Source organism: Micromonospora sp. NPDC003241, assembly GCF_053589795.1.
Genome location: NZ_JBSFSO010000010.1, coordinates 105,291 through 119,621 on the forward strand (window position 1 = coordinate 105,291; position 14,331 = coordinate 119,621).

At 74.6% G+C, this 14,331-nt stretch carries 10 protein-coding genes, 1 pseudogene and 1 riboswitch; of the genes and pseudogenes, 7 read left to right on the top strand and 4 right to left on the bottom strand.

What is annotated here, in order from left to right; translation table 11 throughout:
• Positions 1 to 135: 135 nt before the first annotated feature.
• From ACWDVW_RS11345 to cobA, 4 genes and pseudogenes are all read left to right on the top strand, one after another.
• Positions 136 to 2,148, top strand: coding sequence for a magnesium chelatase subunit D family protein (locus ACWDVW_RS11345; RefSeq protein ID WP_449947117.1), 2,013 nt, complete (start codon positions 136 to 138; stop codon positions 2,146 to 2,148).
• On the top strand, positions 2,148 to 2,762 hold the full coding sequence (cobO, locus tag ACWDVW_RS11350) for a cob(I)yrinic acid a,c-diamide adenosyltransferase (RefSeq protein ID WP_449946951.1): 615 nt from the start codon (positions 2,148 to 2,150) through the stop codon (positions 2,760 to 2,762). The genes ACWDVW_RS11345 and cobO overlap by 1 nt, the downstream gene beginning before the upstream one ends.
• Positions 2,756 to 4,138, top strand: a pseudogene (locus ACWDVW_RS11355) (cobyrinate a,c-diamide synthase); the annotation flags it as partial. The gene cobO and the pseudogene ACWDVW_RS11355, both read left to right, overlap by 7 nt.
• A 240-nt stretch (positions 4,139 to 4,378) precedes the next feature.
• Entirely contained in the window at positions 4,379 to 5,188 is an 810-nt protein-coding gene (cobA, locus tag ACWDVW_RS11360; RefSeq protein ID WP_449947119.1) for a uroporphyrinogen-III C-methyltransferase, read from the top strand.
• A gap of 42 nt (positions 5,189 to 5,230) precedes the next feature.
• On the opposite strand, the gene cobN is transcribed toward cobA, so the two are convergent.
• Positions 5,231 to 8,869 (bottom strand): cobaltochelatase subunit CobN, encoded by a 3,639-nt coding sequence (gene cobN, locus ACWDVW_RS11365; RefSeq protein ID WP_449946953.1) that lies wholly within the window; start codon positions 8,867 to 8,869, stop codon positions 5,231 to 5,233.
• Positions 8,870 to 8,935: 66 nt separating this feature from the next.
• Positions 8,936 to 9,014: riboswitch (cobalamin riboswitch) on the bottom strand.
• 66 nt (positions 9,015 to 9,080) lie between these two features.
• Between cobN and ACWDVW_RS11370 the strand changes: the two genes are divergently transcribed.
• Genes ACWDVW_RS11370 through ACWDVW_RS11380 form a run of 3 tightly spaced genes read left to right on the top strand, consistent with a single transcriptional unit; the run spans position 9,081 to position 12,423 of the window.
• Positions 9,081 to 10,280 (top strand): precorrin-3B synthase, encoded by a 1,200-nt coding sequence (locus ACWDVW_RS11370; RefSeq protein WP_449946955.1) that lies wholly within the window; start codon positions 9,081 to 9,083, stop codon positions 10,278 to 10,280.
• Positions 10,277 to 10,906, top strand: coding sequence for a precorrin-8X methylmutase (locus tag ACWDVW_RS11375; protein ID WP_449946957.1), 630 nt, complete (start codon positions 10,277 to 10,279; stop codon positions 10,904 to 10,906). The genes ACWDVW_RS11370 and ACWDVW_RS11375 overlap by 4 nt, the downstream gene beginning before the upstream one ends.
• Positions 10,907 to 10,908: 2 nt before the next feature.
• On the top strand, positions 10,909 to 12,423 hold the full coding sequence (locus tag ACWDVW_RS11380; RefSeq protein ID WP_449946959.1) for a precorrin-2 C(20)-methyltransferase: 1,515 nt from the start codon (positions 10,909 to 10,911) through the stop codon (positions 12,421 to 12,423).
• Here the strand turns inward: ACWDVW_RS11380 and ACWDVW_RS11385 are convergent.
• From ACWDVW_RS11385 to ACWDVW_RS11395, 3 genes are all read right to left on the bottom strand, one after another.
• Entirely contained in the window at positions 12,411 to 13,160 is a 750-nt protein-coding gene (locus tag ACWDVW_RS11385; RefSeq protein WP_449946960.1) for a cobalt-precorrin-6A reductase, read from the bottom strand. The genes ACWDVW_RS11380 and ACWDVW_RS11385 overlap by 13 nt on opposite strands.
• 153 nt (positions 13,161 to 13,313) lie before the next feature.
• A complete protein-coding gene (locus ACWDVW_RS11390; protein ID WP_449946962.1) occupies positions 13,314 to 13,799 on the bottom strand; it encodes an SRPBCC family protein in 486 nt (161 codons plus the stop codon).
• A gap of 3 nt (positions 13,800 to 13,802) precedes the next feature.
• Complete coding sequence (locus tag ACWDVW_RS11395; RefSeq protein ID WP_449946964.1) at positions 13,803 to 14,144, bottom strand: ArsR/SmtB family transcription factor; 342 nt, start codon at positions 14,142 to 14,144, stop codon at positions 13,803 to 13,805.
• Between the last annotated feature and the right edge of the window lie 187 nt (positions 14,145 to 14,331).

The window sequence follows — 14,331 nt, forward strand, 5'->3', positions numbered from 1 at the left end:
CGGAAGCCAGACACTCGCTGCGTCGTGCCACGTCGGCCGCTGCGTCGGCGTGGTCGGTGACCGGCCGTGGGCGAGGACCCACGCGAGGTGAAAGGTGTGGCCGTGCGGTCGTACCCCTTCTCCGCCGTCGTCGGCATGGACGACATGGCGTTGGCGCTGAACCTGTGCGCGGTCTCCCCGGCGATCGGCGGTGTGCTGGTCCGAGGCGAGAAGGGCACCGCGAAGTCGACCGCCGTGCGGGCCCTGACCGCGTTCCTGCCCCCGGTCGAGGTGGTCACCGACTGCCGCTTCTCCTGCGACCCGGCGGCACCGGACCCGGACTGCCCGGACGGGCCGCACCCGGCCGACCCACCGGCCCGTACGCGTCCGGCCCGGCTGGTGGAGTTGCCGGTCGGCGCCGGTGAGGACCGCCTCCTCGGCGCGCTGCACCTGGAACGGGCGCTGCGCGAGGGCGTCACCGCGTACGACCCGGGCCTGCTCGCCGCCGCCCATCGTGGCCTGCTCTACGTCGACGAGGTCAACCTGCTGCACGACCACCTGGTGGACGTGCTGCTCGACGCGGCGGCGATGGGCCGCGCCACGGTGGAGCGCGACGGCGTCTCGGTCACCCACGCGGCCCGGTTCGTGCTGGTGGGCACCATGAACCCCGAGGAGGGGGAACTGCGCCCGCAGTTGCTGGACCGCTTCGGCCTGACCGTCGAGGTCGCCGCCAGCCGGGACCCGCAGGTGCGCGCCGAGGTGATGCGCCGACGACTGGCGTACGAGGCCGACCCGGACGGTTTCGCCGCCCGGTACGCCGATGCCGACGCGGCGCTGGGCGCACAGGTCGCCCGGGCCCGCACGCTGCTGCCGAGGGTCCGTCTCGACGACGCGACGGTGACCCGCATCGCCGCCCTCTGCGCCGCCGCCGAGGTCGACGGGATGCGCGCGGACCTGGTCATCGCGCGGACCGCCATCGCCCACGCGGCCTGGTGCGGGCGCACCGAGGTGGGCGTCGGCGACGTCCGCGTCGCCGCCCGGCTGGCCCTGCCGCACCGCCGCCGCCGCAACCCCTTCGACCCGCCGCAGCAGGACGCCGCCGACCTCGACAGGGCGCTGCACGACGCCGGACTGGACGAGCCCGGGCCGCCCGAGGACGAGCCGGATCCGCCCACGGACGGCCCACCGGGCCCGAACGACCCGGACAGCCCGCCCGACGGCGGCGGCCCGGGCGACCCCGAGGGTGAATCCGCCGACGAGCGCCCGTACCGCTCCCGCCCGGACACCCCGCCCGCCCCGGGCACCGAGGGGGAGCGGACCGTGCCCGCCCCGGTGCCGGCCGGCGCGCCGTACCGGGCCCGGCTGTTACAGGTCCCCGGCAGCGGCCTCGGCGTGGCCGGCCGCCGCTCGCCGGCCCGCACCACCACCGGCCGCACCGTCGGTGCCCGGCGTCCGGACGGCGCGACGACCGGACGGCCCCACCTGGTGGCCACGCTGCACGCCGCCGCACCGCACCAGCGGGCCCGGGGCCGCCAGGGTCCCGGCATCCTGGTCCACCCCGGCGACGTGCGGTTGCCGGTGCGGCAGGGCCGCGAGGGCAACCTGATCCTGTTCTGCCTGGACGCCTCCGGCTCGATGGGTGCCCGCCAGCGGGTCGGCGCGGTCAAGGCCGCGGTGCTGTCCCTCCTGCTCGACGCCTACCAGCGCCGGGACAAGGTCGGCCTGGTCACGTTCCGCGCCACCGACGCCGAGGTGGCGCTGCCGCCCACCGCCAGCGTGGAGGTGGCCGCCGCCCGGCTGGCCACGCTGCCGACCGGGGGCCGCACCCCGCTGGCGGAGGGGCTGCTGCGCGCCCGCGAGGTGCTGCGGGTGGAACGGATCCGCGACCCGCGACGGCGTCCGCTGCTGGTGCTGGTCACCGACGGGCGCGCCACCACCGGCCCGGACGCGGTGTGTCGGGCCCGGCACGCGGCCCGGCTGCTCGCCGCCGCCGGCACCAGCGCCGTGGTCGTCGACTGCGAGCAGGGCCGGGTACGCATGCGGCTCGCCGCCGACCTGGCCACCACGCTCGGCGGGCAGTACCTGCCGCTGGAGGGGGTCGCCGCCGACGCGCTCACCGACGCGGTCCGCGCCCACACCGCCGTCCGGACCGAGAGGGGTGCCGCCTGATGCCACAGGGCCAACCGGTCACCGTGCCGGACGACGGGCTGACCACCCGGCAACGCCGCAACCGGCCGCTGCTGATGGTCCACACCGGACCGTCGAAGGGCAAGTCCACCGCCGCCTTCGGGCTCGCCCTGCGCGGCTGGAACCAGGGCTGGTCGATCGCGGTGTTCCAGTTCGTCAAGAGCGCCAAGTGGACCGTCGGCGAGGAACACGCACTGCGCGCACTCGGCACGGTGCACGAGCAGACCGGCCAGGGTGGCCCGGTCTCCTGGCACAAGATGGGCGCCGGCTGGAGCTGGAGCCGGACCCAGGGCACCGAGAGCGACCACGCGGCACAGGCCGCGGAGGGCTGGGCCGAGATCAAGCGTCGGCTCGCCACCTCCGCCCACGACCTGTACGTGCTCGACGAGTTCACCTACCCGATGAAGTGGGGGTGGGTGGACGTCGACGAGGTGGTGCAGACGCTGCGGGAACGCCCCGGCCACCAGCACGTGGTGGTGACCGGGCGGGACGCCGACCCCCGGCTGGTGGACGCGGCGGACCTGGTCACCGAGATGACCAAGATCAAGCATCCGATGGACTCCGGTCAGAAGGGCCAGCGGGGCATCGAATGGTGACCCTCCCGCCCCGGCTGATCGTCGCCGCCCCCGCCTCCGGACAGGGCAAGACCACGGTGGCCACCGGCCTGATGGCGGCGCTGCGGCGGCGCGGCCTGACCGTCAGCGGCCACAAGGTCGGCCCGGACTACATCGACCCCGGCTACCACGAGCTGGCCACCGGCCGCCGAGGTCGCAACCTCGACCCGTTCCTCCAGGGCGAGCAGCGGATCCTGCCGCTGCTGCGGCACGGTGCCACCGTCGGTGCACCCGCCGACATCGCGATCGTCGAGGGCGTGATGGGTCTGCTCGACGGCGCGGTCGGCCGGGCCGGGTTCGCCTCCACCGCCCACGTGGCGCGGCTGACCCGTACCCCGGTGCTGCTCGTGGTGGACGTCTCCGGCGCCTCGCGCAGCATCGCCGCCCTGGTGCACGGCTTCGCCACCTTCGACCCGCAGCTCACCGTCGCCGGGGTGGTCCTCAACAAGGTCGGCTCGGTGACCCACGAGGCGGAGATCCGCGACGCGCTGGCCGTCACCGGTGTGCCGGTGCTGGGTGCGCTGCGCCGGGACGCGACCCTGGACACCCCGAGCCGGCACCTCGGCCTGGTGCCGGCCGCCGAGCGGGCCGCCGCCGCCGCGCGTACCGTCGACGCGCTCGCCGCCCACGTCGCCGCCGGTGTCGACCTCGACCAGGTGGTCGCGGTGGCCCGCCGGGCACCCGCACTGCCCGGCCCGGCCTGGGACCCGGTGGCCGAACTGTCCGGTCTCACCGTGGACGGGACCGTCGCGGTCGCGTCCGGACCGGCCTTCACCTTCCGGTACGCCGAGACCGACGAACTGCTCACCGCCGCCGGCCTCCGGCTGGCCCCGGTCGACCCGCTGCGCGACCCGACGCTGCCCGAGCAGACCACCGGGCTGTACCTCGGCGGCGGCTTCCCCGAGGTGTACGCCGCCGGGCTGACCGAGAACGCACCCCTGCGTCAGGCGGTGGCCGACGCCGCGGCGCGCGGCGTGCCGACGGTCGCCGAGTGCGCCGGGCTGCTCTATCTGGCCCGCGACCTCGACGGCGCGCCGATGACCGGGGTCCTGCCGGTGCGTGCCCGGATGACCGACCGGCTGACGTTGGGCTACCGGGACGCGCGGGCCGCCACGGAGAGCGTGCTCGCCGACGTCGACCAGCAGGTCACCGGCCACGAGTTCCACCGCACCCGGGTCGACGCCGACCCCGACAGCACACCCGCCTGGCGGTTCCGGCCCCGCCCGTCCGCCGCGCACGGCACCGCCGCGCCGGTGCCCGACGGCGTCGTGTCCGGCACCGTCCACGCCTCCTACCTGCACGTGCACTGGGCCGGACACCCGAGCCTGGCGGCCCGCTTCGCCACCGCCGTGCACCGGCACACCACCGGCGCGGCACCGCGTACTCCCACCGCCGCCCCGGCCGTCGCGGGCTCGGCAACCCGGACTCCCGCCAGCGGCTCGGCCGTCGCGGACCCGGAACCCGATACTTCCGCTGCTGTCCCGGCTGACGCGCGCCTGGCACCCCGTACCCCCGCTGCCGTCCCGGCTGACGCGGGCTCCGCTGCCACCGGCTCGGCTGTCGCAGGCCCGGCGGCCGGGGTGATTCCGACCCCGCGTGTGTCCGAGTCGACCGGTCCCGTTCCGGCCGAATCGCCTGCCGTCGGGCGGGTCACGCTGGTCGGGGGCGGTCCCGGCGATCCGGGTCTGCTCACCCGCCGGGCGCTGGACCGTCTCGCCGAGGCCGACGTGGTGGTGGCCGACCGGCTCGTGCCGCACGCGGTGCTGCGCGACCTGCGGCCCGGCGTTCGGGTCGTCGACGTGTCGAAGGTGCCACGCGGCGCGTTCGTCCCCCAGGAGCAGATCAACCAGATCCTGGTCACCGAGGCCCGCGCCGGACACCGGGTGGTCCGGCTCAAGGGCGGCGACCCGTTCGTCTTCGGCCGGGGCATGGAGGAGATGCTGGCCTGCCGGGCCGCCGGAGTGCCGGTGGAGGTGGTGCCCGGGGTGACCAGCGCCGTCGCCGTACCCGAGTTGGCCGGGGTGCCGGTGACCCACCGTGGTCTGACCCAGGGCTTCACCGTGCTTGCCGCCCACCTGCCACCCGGCGATCCGGGCAGCACCGTCGACTGGGCCGGGGTGGCCCGCTCCGGCACCACGATCGTGCTGCTGATGGCGGTGCAGACGCTGCCCGAGGTGACCGCCACGCTGCTGCGGCACGGCATGGACCCGGCCACGGCGGCGGTCAGCGTGGAGAACGGCGGCACCGACCGGCAACGCGTACTGCGGGGACGCCTGGACGACATCGCCACCGTCGCCGTCGCCCAGCACCTCTGCGCACCCGCCGTCACCGTGATCGGTGCGGTCGCCGCGTTCGCCGACGTGACGCAACTCGCCGACGCCAGCGTCCGCCCCGGGCACGACGTCTGAGCCGTCCCGGGGAACCGCCGGGCTCCCCGGGACGGCACCCGCTCAGCCGGACTCCTCCAGGTCGCCCTCGACCTCCAGGTACGCCTGCCGCAGCGCGTCCATCAGCGCCGGATCGGGCTTGGCCCAGAGCCCACGGTCGGCGGCCTCGGTGAGCCGCTCGACGATCCCGCGCAGCGCCCACGGGTTCGACCGGCGCAGGAACTGCTGGTTCTCCGGGTCCAGGACGTAGCTCTCCGCGAGCTGCTCGTACATCCAGTCGGTGACCACGCCGGCCGTGGCGTCGTACCCGAACAGGTAGTCCACGGTGGCGGTCATCTCGAACGCGCCCTTGTAGCCGTGCCGACGCATGGCCGCGATCCACCGTGGATTGACCACCCGGGCCCGGAACACCCGCGCGGTCTCCTCGGTCAGCGACCGGGTGCGGGTGGCGTCCGGGGTGGTGCTGTCCCCGATGTACGCCCGAGGCGCCTGCCCGGTCAACGCCCGCACCGTGGCGATCATCCCGCCGTGGTACTGGAAGTAGTCGTCGGAGTCGGCGATGTCGTGCTCACGGGTGTCGGTGTTCTTCGCCGCCACCGCGATCCGCCGGTACGCCGACTCCATGTCCTCCCGGGCGGGCCGCCCGTCCAGGTCACGGCCGTACGCGAAGCCTCCCCACACGGTGTAGACCTCGGCCAGGTCGGCGTCGTCGCGCCAGTTCCCGCTCTCGATCAGCGGCAACAGTCCGGCACCGTACGCACCGGGCTTGGAGCCGAAGATGCGGGTGGTGGCGCGCCGGTCGTCGCCGTGCCGGGCGGCGTCGGCGCGGGCGTGCGCGGCGAGGTAGTTCTCCTCGTCCGGCTCGTCCAGCGCGGCCACCTCCCGGATCGCGTCGTCCAGCAGGAGCACCACGTGCGGGAAGGCGTCCCGGAAGAAGCCGCTGATGCGCAACGTGACGTCGATACGGGGGCGGCCCAGGTCGGCCAGCGGGACGATCTCGACGCCGGTGACCCGCCGGGACGCCGGATCCCAGACCGGCTGCGCCCCGATCAGCGCCAACACCTCGGCGATGTCGTCGCCGGAGGTCCGCATCGCCGAGGTGCCCCAGGCCGACAGGCCGACCGAGCGGGGCCACTCGCCGGTGTCCCGGCGGTAGCGCTCCAGCAGGCTGGTGGCCATCGCCTGCCCGGTCTCCCAGGCCAGTCGGCTGGGGATCGCCTTCGGGTCGACGGTGTAGAAGTTGCGGCCGGTCGGCAGCACGTTGACCAGTCCGCGCAGCGGCGACCCACTCGGTCCGGCGGGCACATAACCCCCATCGAGGGCGTGCAGCACGGCGTCGAGTTCGCCGGTGGTGCCGGCCAGCCGTGGCGCGACCTCGGTGGCGGCGAACGTCAGCACCCGGCCGACCTCCACGCCGTGCGGATGGTCGTCGCCGAGCATCTCGACGCGTACCCGGTCGACCGCCTCGACGGACCAGTCGTGCCGCTCCATCTCCTCGACCAGCCGTCGGGCCACCGCCTCGATCCGGTCCACCTCGGCGGTGTGTTCGGCGCCGCCCTCGTCGAGGCCGAGCGCGGCCCGCAGACCGGGCACGGCGTCGGCCTGCCCGCCGAAGACCTGACGGGCACGCAGGATGGCCAGCATCAGGTTGATCCGCGCCTCGCCGGTCGGGGCGTGCCCGAGCACGTGCAGGCCGTCGCGGATCTGCGCGTCCTTGACCTCGCAGAGCCACCCGTCGACGTGCAGCAGGAAGTCGTCGAACTCGGCGTCGTGTGGGCGCTGCTCCATCCCCAGGTCGTGGTCGAGTCGGGCGGCCTGGATGAGCGTCCAGATCTGCGCCCGTACGGCCGGCAGCTTGGCCGGGTCCATGGTGGCGATGTTGGCGTGCTCGTCGAGCAACTGCTCCAGCCGGGCGATGTCGCCGTAGCTCTCCGCCCGGGCCATCGGCGGCACCAGATGGTCCACGATGGTGGCGTGCGCCCGTCGCTTGGCCTGCGCGCCCTCACCCGGGTCGTTGACCAGGAACGGATAGATCAGCGGCAGCTCACCGAGGACCGCGTCCGGCCCGCAACTGGCGGAGAGGCCGAGGTTCTTGCCGGGCAGCCACTCCAGCGACCCGTGCTTGCCCAGGTGCACCACGGCGTGCGCGCCGAACTCCTCGTCCAGCCACCGGTAGGCGGCCAGGTAGTGGTGCGTCGGCGGCAGGTCCGGATCGTGGTAGATGGCCACCGGGTTCTCGCCGAAACCACGGGGCGGCTGGATCATCAGCAGCACGTTCCCGGCCCGCAACCCGGCCAGGACGATCTCGCCGTCCGGGTCGGCGGACCGGTCGACGAACAGGTCACCCGGGGCGGGACCCCAGTGCTCGGTCATCGCCTCCCGCAGGTCGTCGGGGAGCGCGTCGAACCAGCGGCGGTAGGTGGCGGCCGGGACGCGGACCGGGTTGCCGGCCAGCTTCTCCTCGGTGAGCCACTCCGGGTCCTGGCCGCCGGCCGCGATCAGCGCGTGGATCAGGCGGTCCCCGTCGGCGTCCTGGCCGTCACCGCTGGGCAGCAGGCCGGGCAGCGCGTCCGGGCCGTCGACCGGTCCGACGTCGTACCCCTGTCCGCGCAGTGTCCGCAGCAGGTGGACGGCGCTGGCCGGAGTGTCCAGCCCGACCGCGTTGCCGACCCGGGCGTGCTTCGTCGGGTACGCCGACAGCACCACCGCGATCCGCCGCTCGGCCGGCGGCACGTGCCGCAGCCGGGCGTGCCGGACCGCGATGCCGGCGACCCGGCGGGCGCGCTCCGGATCGGCGACGTAGTGCGGCAACCCGTCGGCGTCGGTCTCCTTGAACGAGAACGGGACCGTGATCAGCCGCCCGTCGAACTCCGGCACCGCCACCTGGGTGGCCGCGTCCAGCGGGCTGAGCCCGTCGTCGCTCTCCGCCCAGGACGCCCGGTCCTGGGTCAGCGCCAGCGCCTGGAGGATCGGCACGTCCAGCTCGGCGAGCGCGCCGACGTCCCACGCCTCGTCGGCACCCCCGGCGGAGACCTCCGCCGGCCGGGTGCCCCCGGCCGCCAACACCGTGACCAGCAGCGCGTCGGCCCGGCCGAGCGTGGCCAGCAGGCCCGGCTCGGGGGCGCGCAGGCTCGCGCAGAACACCGGCAGCGGTACGCCACCGGCCTGCTCGACGGCCGCGCACAGCCCCTCCACGAAGGCGGTGTTGCCGCTGAGCTGGTGGGCCCGGTAATAGAGGATGCCCACCGTCGGCCCGGTCACCGTCGGTGCCGGACGCGACATGACGCCCCAGTCGGGATGCGCGAGCGGCGGCGCGAAGCCGTGACCGGTCAGCAGCACCGTGTCGCTGAGGAACGCGTGCAGCTCACGGAGGTTGTCCGGACCACCCTGCGCGAGGTAGGCGTGCGCCTGCGCGGCGATGCCCTGGGCCACCGTGGAGCGGGCCATCAGGTCCGCGTCGGGCAGTTGTTCACCGCCGAGGGCGACCACCGGCACGTCGCCGCCGAGCAGCGTGTCCAGGCCACGCTGCCACATCCGGTACCCGCCGAGGATGCGGACCACCACGAGGTCCACGCCGGCCGTCAGGTCGGCCAGCGCCTCCGGCTCCTCGCCGACGCGGGCCGGGTTCGCCAGCCGGTACGCCGCACCACTGGACCGGGCGCTGAGCAGGTCGGTGTCCGAGGTGGACAGTAGTAGGATCACGCCGTCACCGGGCATGGTTGACTCCTCCCCGGGTCCGCGCCCGTGGCCGTCGGTCGCGGTCGACCGGAGTGTCTGGCTCGCGGGCCGGCACGGGGCCGGACCGGTGACAGTGGCGGGACCGCCCCGGACTCGCACCGGGTTCCTCCGCGCCGACCGCGTGATGCTGATCTCGGCGCGTTCCGTGCCGAGACTCCGACTCTACGATGAACGGGTGCCCGCTGTCTCCACCCCGTCCGGCCGTTCCGGCGCCGACCGGTGTCCCGGGGCGTTCCGGGCCCACCAGGCCGCCGACGGACTGCTGGTGCGCGTCCGGCTTCCCGGCGGTCGGCTGAGCACGTCACAGCTACGGCGGCTGGCCGCCACCGCCCGAGACGACGCCGACGGCACGCTGGAGCTGACCTCACGGGCGAACGTGCAGCTCCGCGGCATCCCCGACCAGGAGGCGGTGGACCGGATCGCCGCCGTCCTGGTCGACTCGGGGCTGCTGCCCAGCGCCAGCCACGAGACGGTCCGCAACATCGTCGCCTCGCCGCTGAGTGGTCTGGACCACAGTGGCCGGCCCGACGTACGACCGGTGGTGGCCCGGGTCGACGAGGCGCTCTGTGCCTGTCCCGAGCTGGCCGACCTCAGCGGCCGTTTCCTGATCGCCGTCGACGACGGCCGGGGTGACGTCGCCGCCCTCGGCGCGGACCTGTGCTGGCTGGCCGAGACCGGTGCGCTGCTGGTGGCGGGACGCGACGTCGGGCTGCGGGCCGACGCCGACCAGGTCGCCGCGACGATCGTCACCGCCGCCCGAGCCTTCCTGCGTCACCGCGCCGGGCGGCGGGACGCGTGGCGGGTGGCCGACCTGCCCGAGGCACCCGCCGCCGTCGTCGCGGCACTGGGCGGGCCGCACGCCGAGCCGGTCGAGCCACCACATGGCGGCCCGCCGCCGGTCGGTCCACACCCGGCCGGCTTCGTGGTCGCCGCCGCACCGCTGGGCCGGCTCACCGCCGCGCAGGCCGAGGCGATCGCGACGCTGACCGACGGACCGGTGGTGGTGACGCCGTGGCGGACCGTCGTCGTGGTCGCCGCACCCGAGACGGCGGTGCCGGCGCTGACCGGGGCCGGGTTGGTCGTCGACCCCGCCTCGCCCTGGGTCGGGGTGACCGCCTGCGCCGGCCGACCCGGCTGCGGCAGCGCGCTGGCCGACGTCCGCGCCGACGCCACGGCCGCCCTGGCCGCCGCCGCGCCGCCCGCCGCCGACGCGCTTCCCCTGCACTGGGCCGGCTGTGACCGGTGCTGCGGCCGACCCTCCGGCCCGGTCGCTCTGGCGGTGGCCACCGGCGCCGGTTACCGTGTCGCCGGTCCCCGAGAGGATCACCACGGCCCGCTGTCCGAGCGGGTGGCACAGGCACGGAGACCACGATGAGTTACGACTACGTCCGCGAGGGCGCCGAGATCTACCGCCGCTCGTTCGCCACCATCCGCGCCGAGACCGACCTGTCCCGGTTCCCCGCCGACGTCGCCCGGGTGGTGGTGCGGATGATCCACGCCTGCGGCATGGTCGACCTGGTCGACGACGTGGACGCGCACCCCGAAGTGGTCGCCGCCGGGTACGCGGCACTGGCCGCCGGTGCGCCGGTGCTCTGCGACGCGGCGATGGTCGCCGCCGGGATCACCCGCAGCCGGCTGCCCGCCGACAACGAGGTGGTGTGCACGCTGCGTGATCCGGCGGTGCCGGAGTTGGCCCGGCAGTTGGGCACCACCCGCAGCGCCGCCGCCATGGAGTTGTGGCGGGACCGGCTCGACGGCGCGGTGGTCGCCATCGGCAACGCCCCGACCTCCCTGTTCCGGCTGCTGGAGCTGATCGACGAGGGCGCGGGTCGGCCGGCGGCGGTGGTGGGCGTACCGGTCGGGTTCATCGGCGCGGCCGAGTCCAAGCAGGCGCTGGCCGACCATCGGGCCCGGATTCCGTACCTGGTCGTGCAGGGTCGTCGGGGTGGCAGCGCCGTCACCGCGGCGGCGGTGAACGGCATCGCGAGCGAGGTGGAGTGACCATGGTGGAGCCCGGCACCCTCTACGGCGTCGGGGTCGGACCCGGCGACCCGGAACTGTTGACCGTCAAGGCGGCCCGGCTGATCGCCGAGACCGACGTGGTCGCGTACTACTCGGCCCGGCACGGTCGCAGCATCGCCCGGTCCATCGTGACCGGGCTGCTGCGGGAGGACCACGTGCACGAGGCCCTGGTGTACCCGGTCACCACCGAGGGCACCGACGACCCGGCCGGCTACGAGGGCGTGATCCGCCGGTTCTACGACGACAGCGCCGAGCGGCTGGCCGTCCACCTGGCCGCCGGACGCGACGTGGTGGTGCTCTGCGCGGGCGACCCGATGTTCTACGGCTCCTACATGTATCTGCACGAACGGCTCGCGCACCGGTTCCCGGCCGAGGTGGTGCCGGGGGTGACCTCGGTCAGCGCCGCCTCCGCCGTGCTGGGTCGACCGCTCGTCGAACGCGACGAGGTGCTGACCGTCCTGCCCGGCACGCTGCCCGCCGAGGAACTCGCCCGGCGGCTCGCCGACACCGACGCCGCCGCCGTACTCAAGCTGGGCCGGACCTTCGACAACGTCCGCGCCGCCCTGGACGACGCGGGTCGGCTGCCCGAGACGTGGTACGTGGAACGGGCCACCTCACCACGCGGCCGACACGCCCCGCTGGCCGACGTGTCCGCCGACGAGGTGCCGTACTTCTCGCTGGCCCTGCTGCCCAGCCCGACCAGTGCCGCCAGCCGGGACGACCTGCCTGCGCCGGCACCGGCGTCGGCGGGGGAGGTGGTCGTGGTCGGGCTCGGCCCGGCCGGACCGCGCTGGCTCACCCCGGAGGTGGCGCGGGCGCTGCGCGAGGCCCAGCACCTGGTGGGCTACGGCCCGTACGTGGACCGGGTGCCGGTGCGTCCCGGCCAGCAGCGGCACACCTCGGGCAACCAGGTGGAGACCGAACGGGCCGCCCACGCGTTGGAACTGGCGCTCGGCGGGGCCCGGGTGGTGGTGGTCTCCTCCGGCGACCCCGGGGTGTTCGCGATGGCCAGCGCGGTCTACGAGGTGGCGACCGGCCAGGCGAGATTCGCCGGGGTGCCGGTGCGGGTGCTGCCGGGACTGACTGCGGCGCAGGCGGCGGCGAGCCGCGTGGGCGCCCCGCTCGGGCACGACTTCGCGGTGCTGTCGCTGTCGGACCGGCTCAAGCCGTGGCCGGTCATCGAGGCGCGCCTGGCCGCCGCCGCTGCGGCCGACCTGGTCCTGGCGCTCTACAACCCGGCCTCGGCCAGCCGTCGCTGGCAGGTCGGCGCGGCCCGGGAGACGCTGCTGCGCCACCGTGACCCGAAGACGCCCGTGGTCCTGGCCCGGGACGTGGGCCGGGCCACCGAGTCGATCACCGTGGTCACGCTCGGCGATCTCGACCCGGAGACGGTCGACATGCGGTGCCTGCTCATCATCGGTTCGTCGACCACCCAGGTCAGTACGCGGGGCGACGACTCCGTGGTGGTCTGGACTCCCCGCACCTACCCCGGGTGAACCGGCAGCGCCGACACCCAGTCCACCGCCTCGTCCACCTTGGACACCGCCGTCGGGCGGACGGCGGCGACCGGCCGGTCGATCATCAGCACCGGTAGGCCGAGTTGCCGGGCCGCGTCGAGTTTCGCCTCGGTGAGCCGGCCGCCGCTGTCCTTGGTCACCACCACGTCGATGCGATGGGTGCGGATCAGCTCCAGTTCACCGGCGAGCGTGTAGGGACCCCGGCTGCGCAGCAGTCGGATGTGCTCCGGCAGCGGCTCCTCCGGCGCGTCCACGACCCGGGCCAGGATCCACAGCCCGGTCGACGGGCGGAACGCCGCGAGGCTCTGCCGTCCGGTGGTGAGCAGGACCCGCCGCCCGAGCGCCGGAAGTTCCCGAACCGCAGCGGCCACGTCGGGCACGCGGTGCCAGCGGTCGCCCGGCCGCGCCGTCCAGCCCGGCCGTTCCAGCCGCAGGTGAGGTACGCCGACCCGGGCGGCGGCGGTGACGGCGGAGGTCCGGATCCGGGCCGCGTACGGGTGGGTGGCGTCGATCAGCACCTCCACGCGGTGCGCGTCGAGCCACCGGGCCAGCCCGTCGGCACCCCCGAACCCGCCGACGCGTACCTCACCGACCGGCAGACGAGGATCGGCGACCCGCCCGGCCAGCGAGGAGATCACCGACAGCCCCGGTCGGTCGACGAGTCGAGCGGCGAGATCACGTGCCTCGGCGGTGCCCCCGAGGATGAGTACCCGCACCCGCTACCCCCTCGCACTCGTACCCGGGGGAGTAGTGAACCACGCGGCCTCGATGAAAGGAGGGGTCCCCTGCTAACGCCTACGGTATAGAAAGGGACCCCTCCTAACATCGGCGGTGCCGGCTCCCGCGTCGGTGCCGGCTCCGCGCGTGGGTCAGGAGGCGACCAGGCCGTCGATCTGGTTGATCGCCCCGGTGGCGCCCTCCACCATGCCCATGTCCAGCACCTGCTGGAGCGCCTCGGCGGACGGGTACGTGCTCACGTACGTCGCCCGGGTCCCGCCGTCGTGCGCGGTGAAGGTGAAGACGCTCTTGGAGACCGGCATGTCCGGGTTGGGGGTGAGGTCGTCGTGGGCGAAGCCGTCCTCGAAGGCGAAGCTGCGTGTCGCGTCCACGGCGGTGACCAGCCAGTATCCGGCGAAGCGTTCGCCCTCGGGGCTGGTCATGTAGTAGGTCACCCGCCCGCCGGGTGTGAGGTCGTGGTCGACCACGGTGGCCGGATAGGTCGGCGGCCCCCAGATCTTCTCCAGTTGGCGTGGGTCGGCGTACACCTGCCAGATCCGCTCCACCGGCGCGGCGAAGTCGGCGGTGATGGTCAGGCTCAGGTTGTCGAGGTCCTGCTTGACGTCGGTGACGGGCACTGTTCAGTCCTCCTGGTCGGTTTCTGATGCGATGAGCATGTCGATGCGGGCGATGCGGCCGCGCCAGACCTGTTCGAGCTCGGTGAGCATGGACGCCACCGACCGCACCGCCTGCACGTCGCCGCTGGCCAGTTGCTCGCGACCGCTGCGTCGCTTGGTCAGCAGGCCGGCCCTCTCCAGCACGGCGACGTGTTTCTGCACGGCGGCGAAGCTCATGTCGTACTTGGCGGCGAGCGCGGAGACGGAGTGCTCCCCGGCCAGCACGCGGCGCAGGATGTCGCGCCGGGTGCGGTCGGCGAGCGCGTGGAACAGGGCGTCCGCCCGGTCCTCACTCGTCTCCGTCACAAACCCAATATACAACCGATCGGTTGTACGTCGTCAAGGGGCTTGCGGATGTGTCGGCGCGTGTCGCGGCGCGGCACCTCGCGCCTTCCCGCCCGGCAGACGTCGACACGCACCCACCACGGCACCGTCCGACCCCGCGAGATGTGCCGACTGCCGGGCGTGGGCCGCCACGCGTGCTCCACGCCGA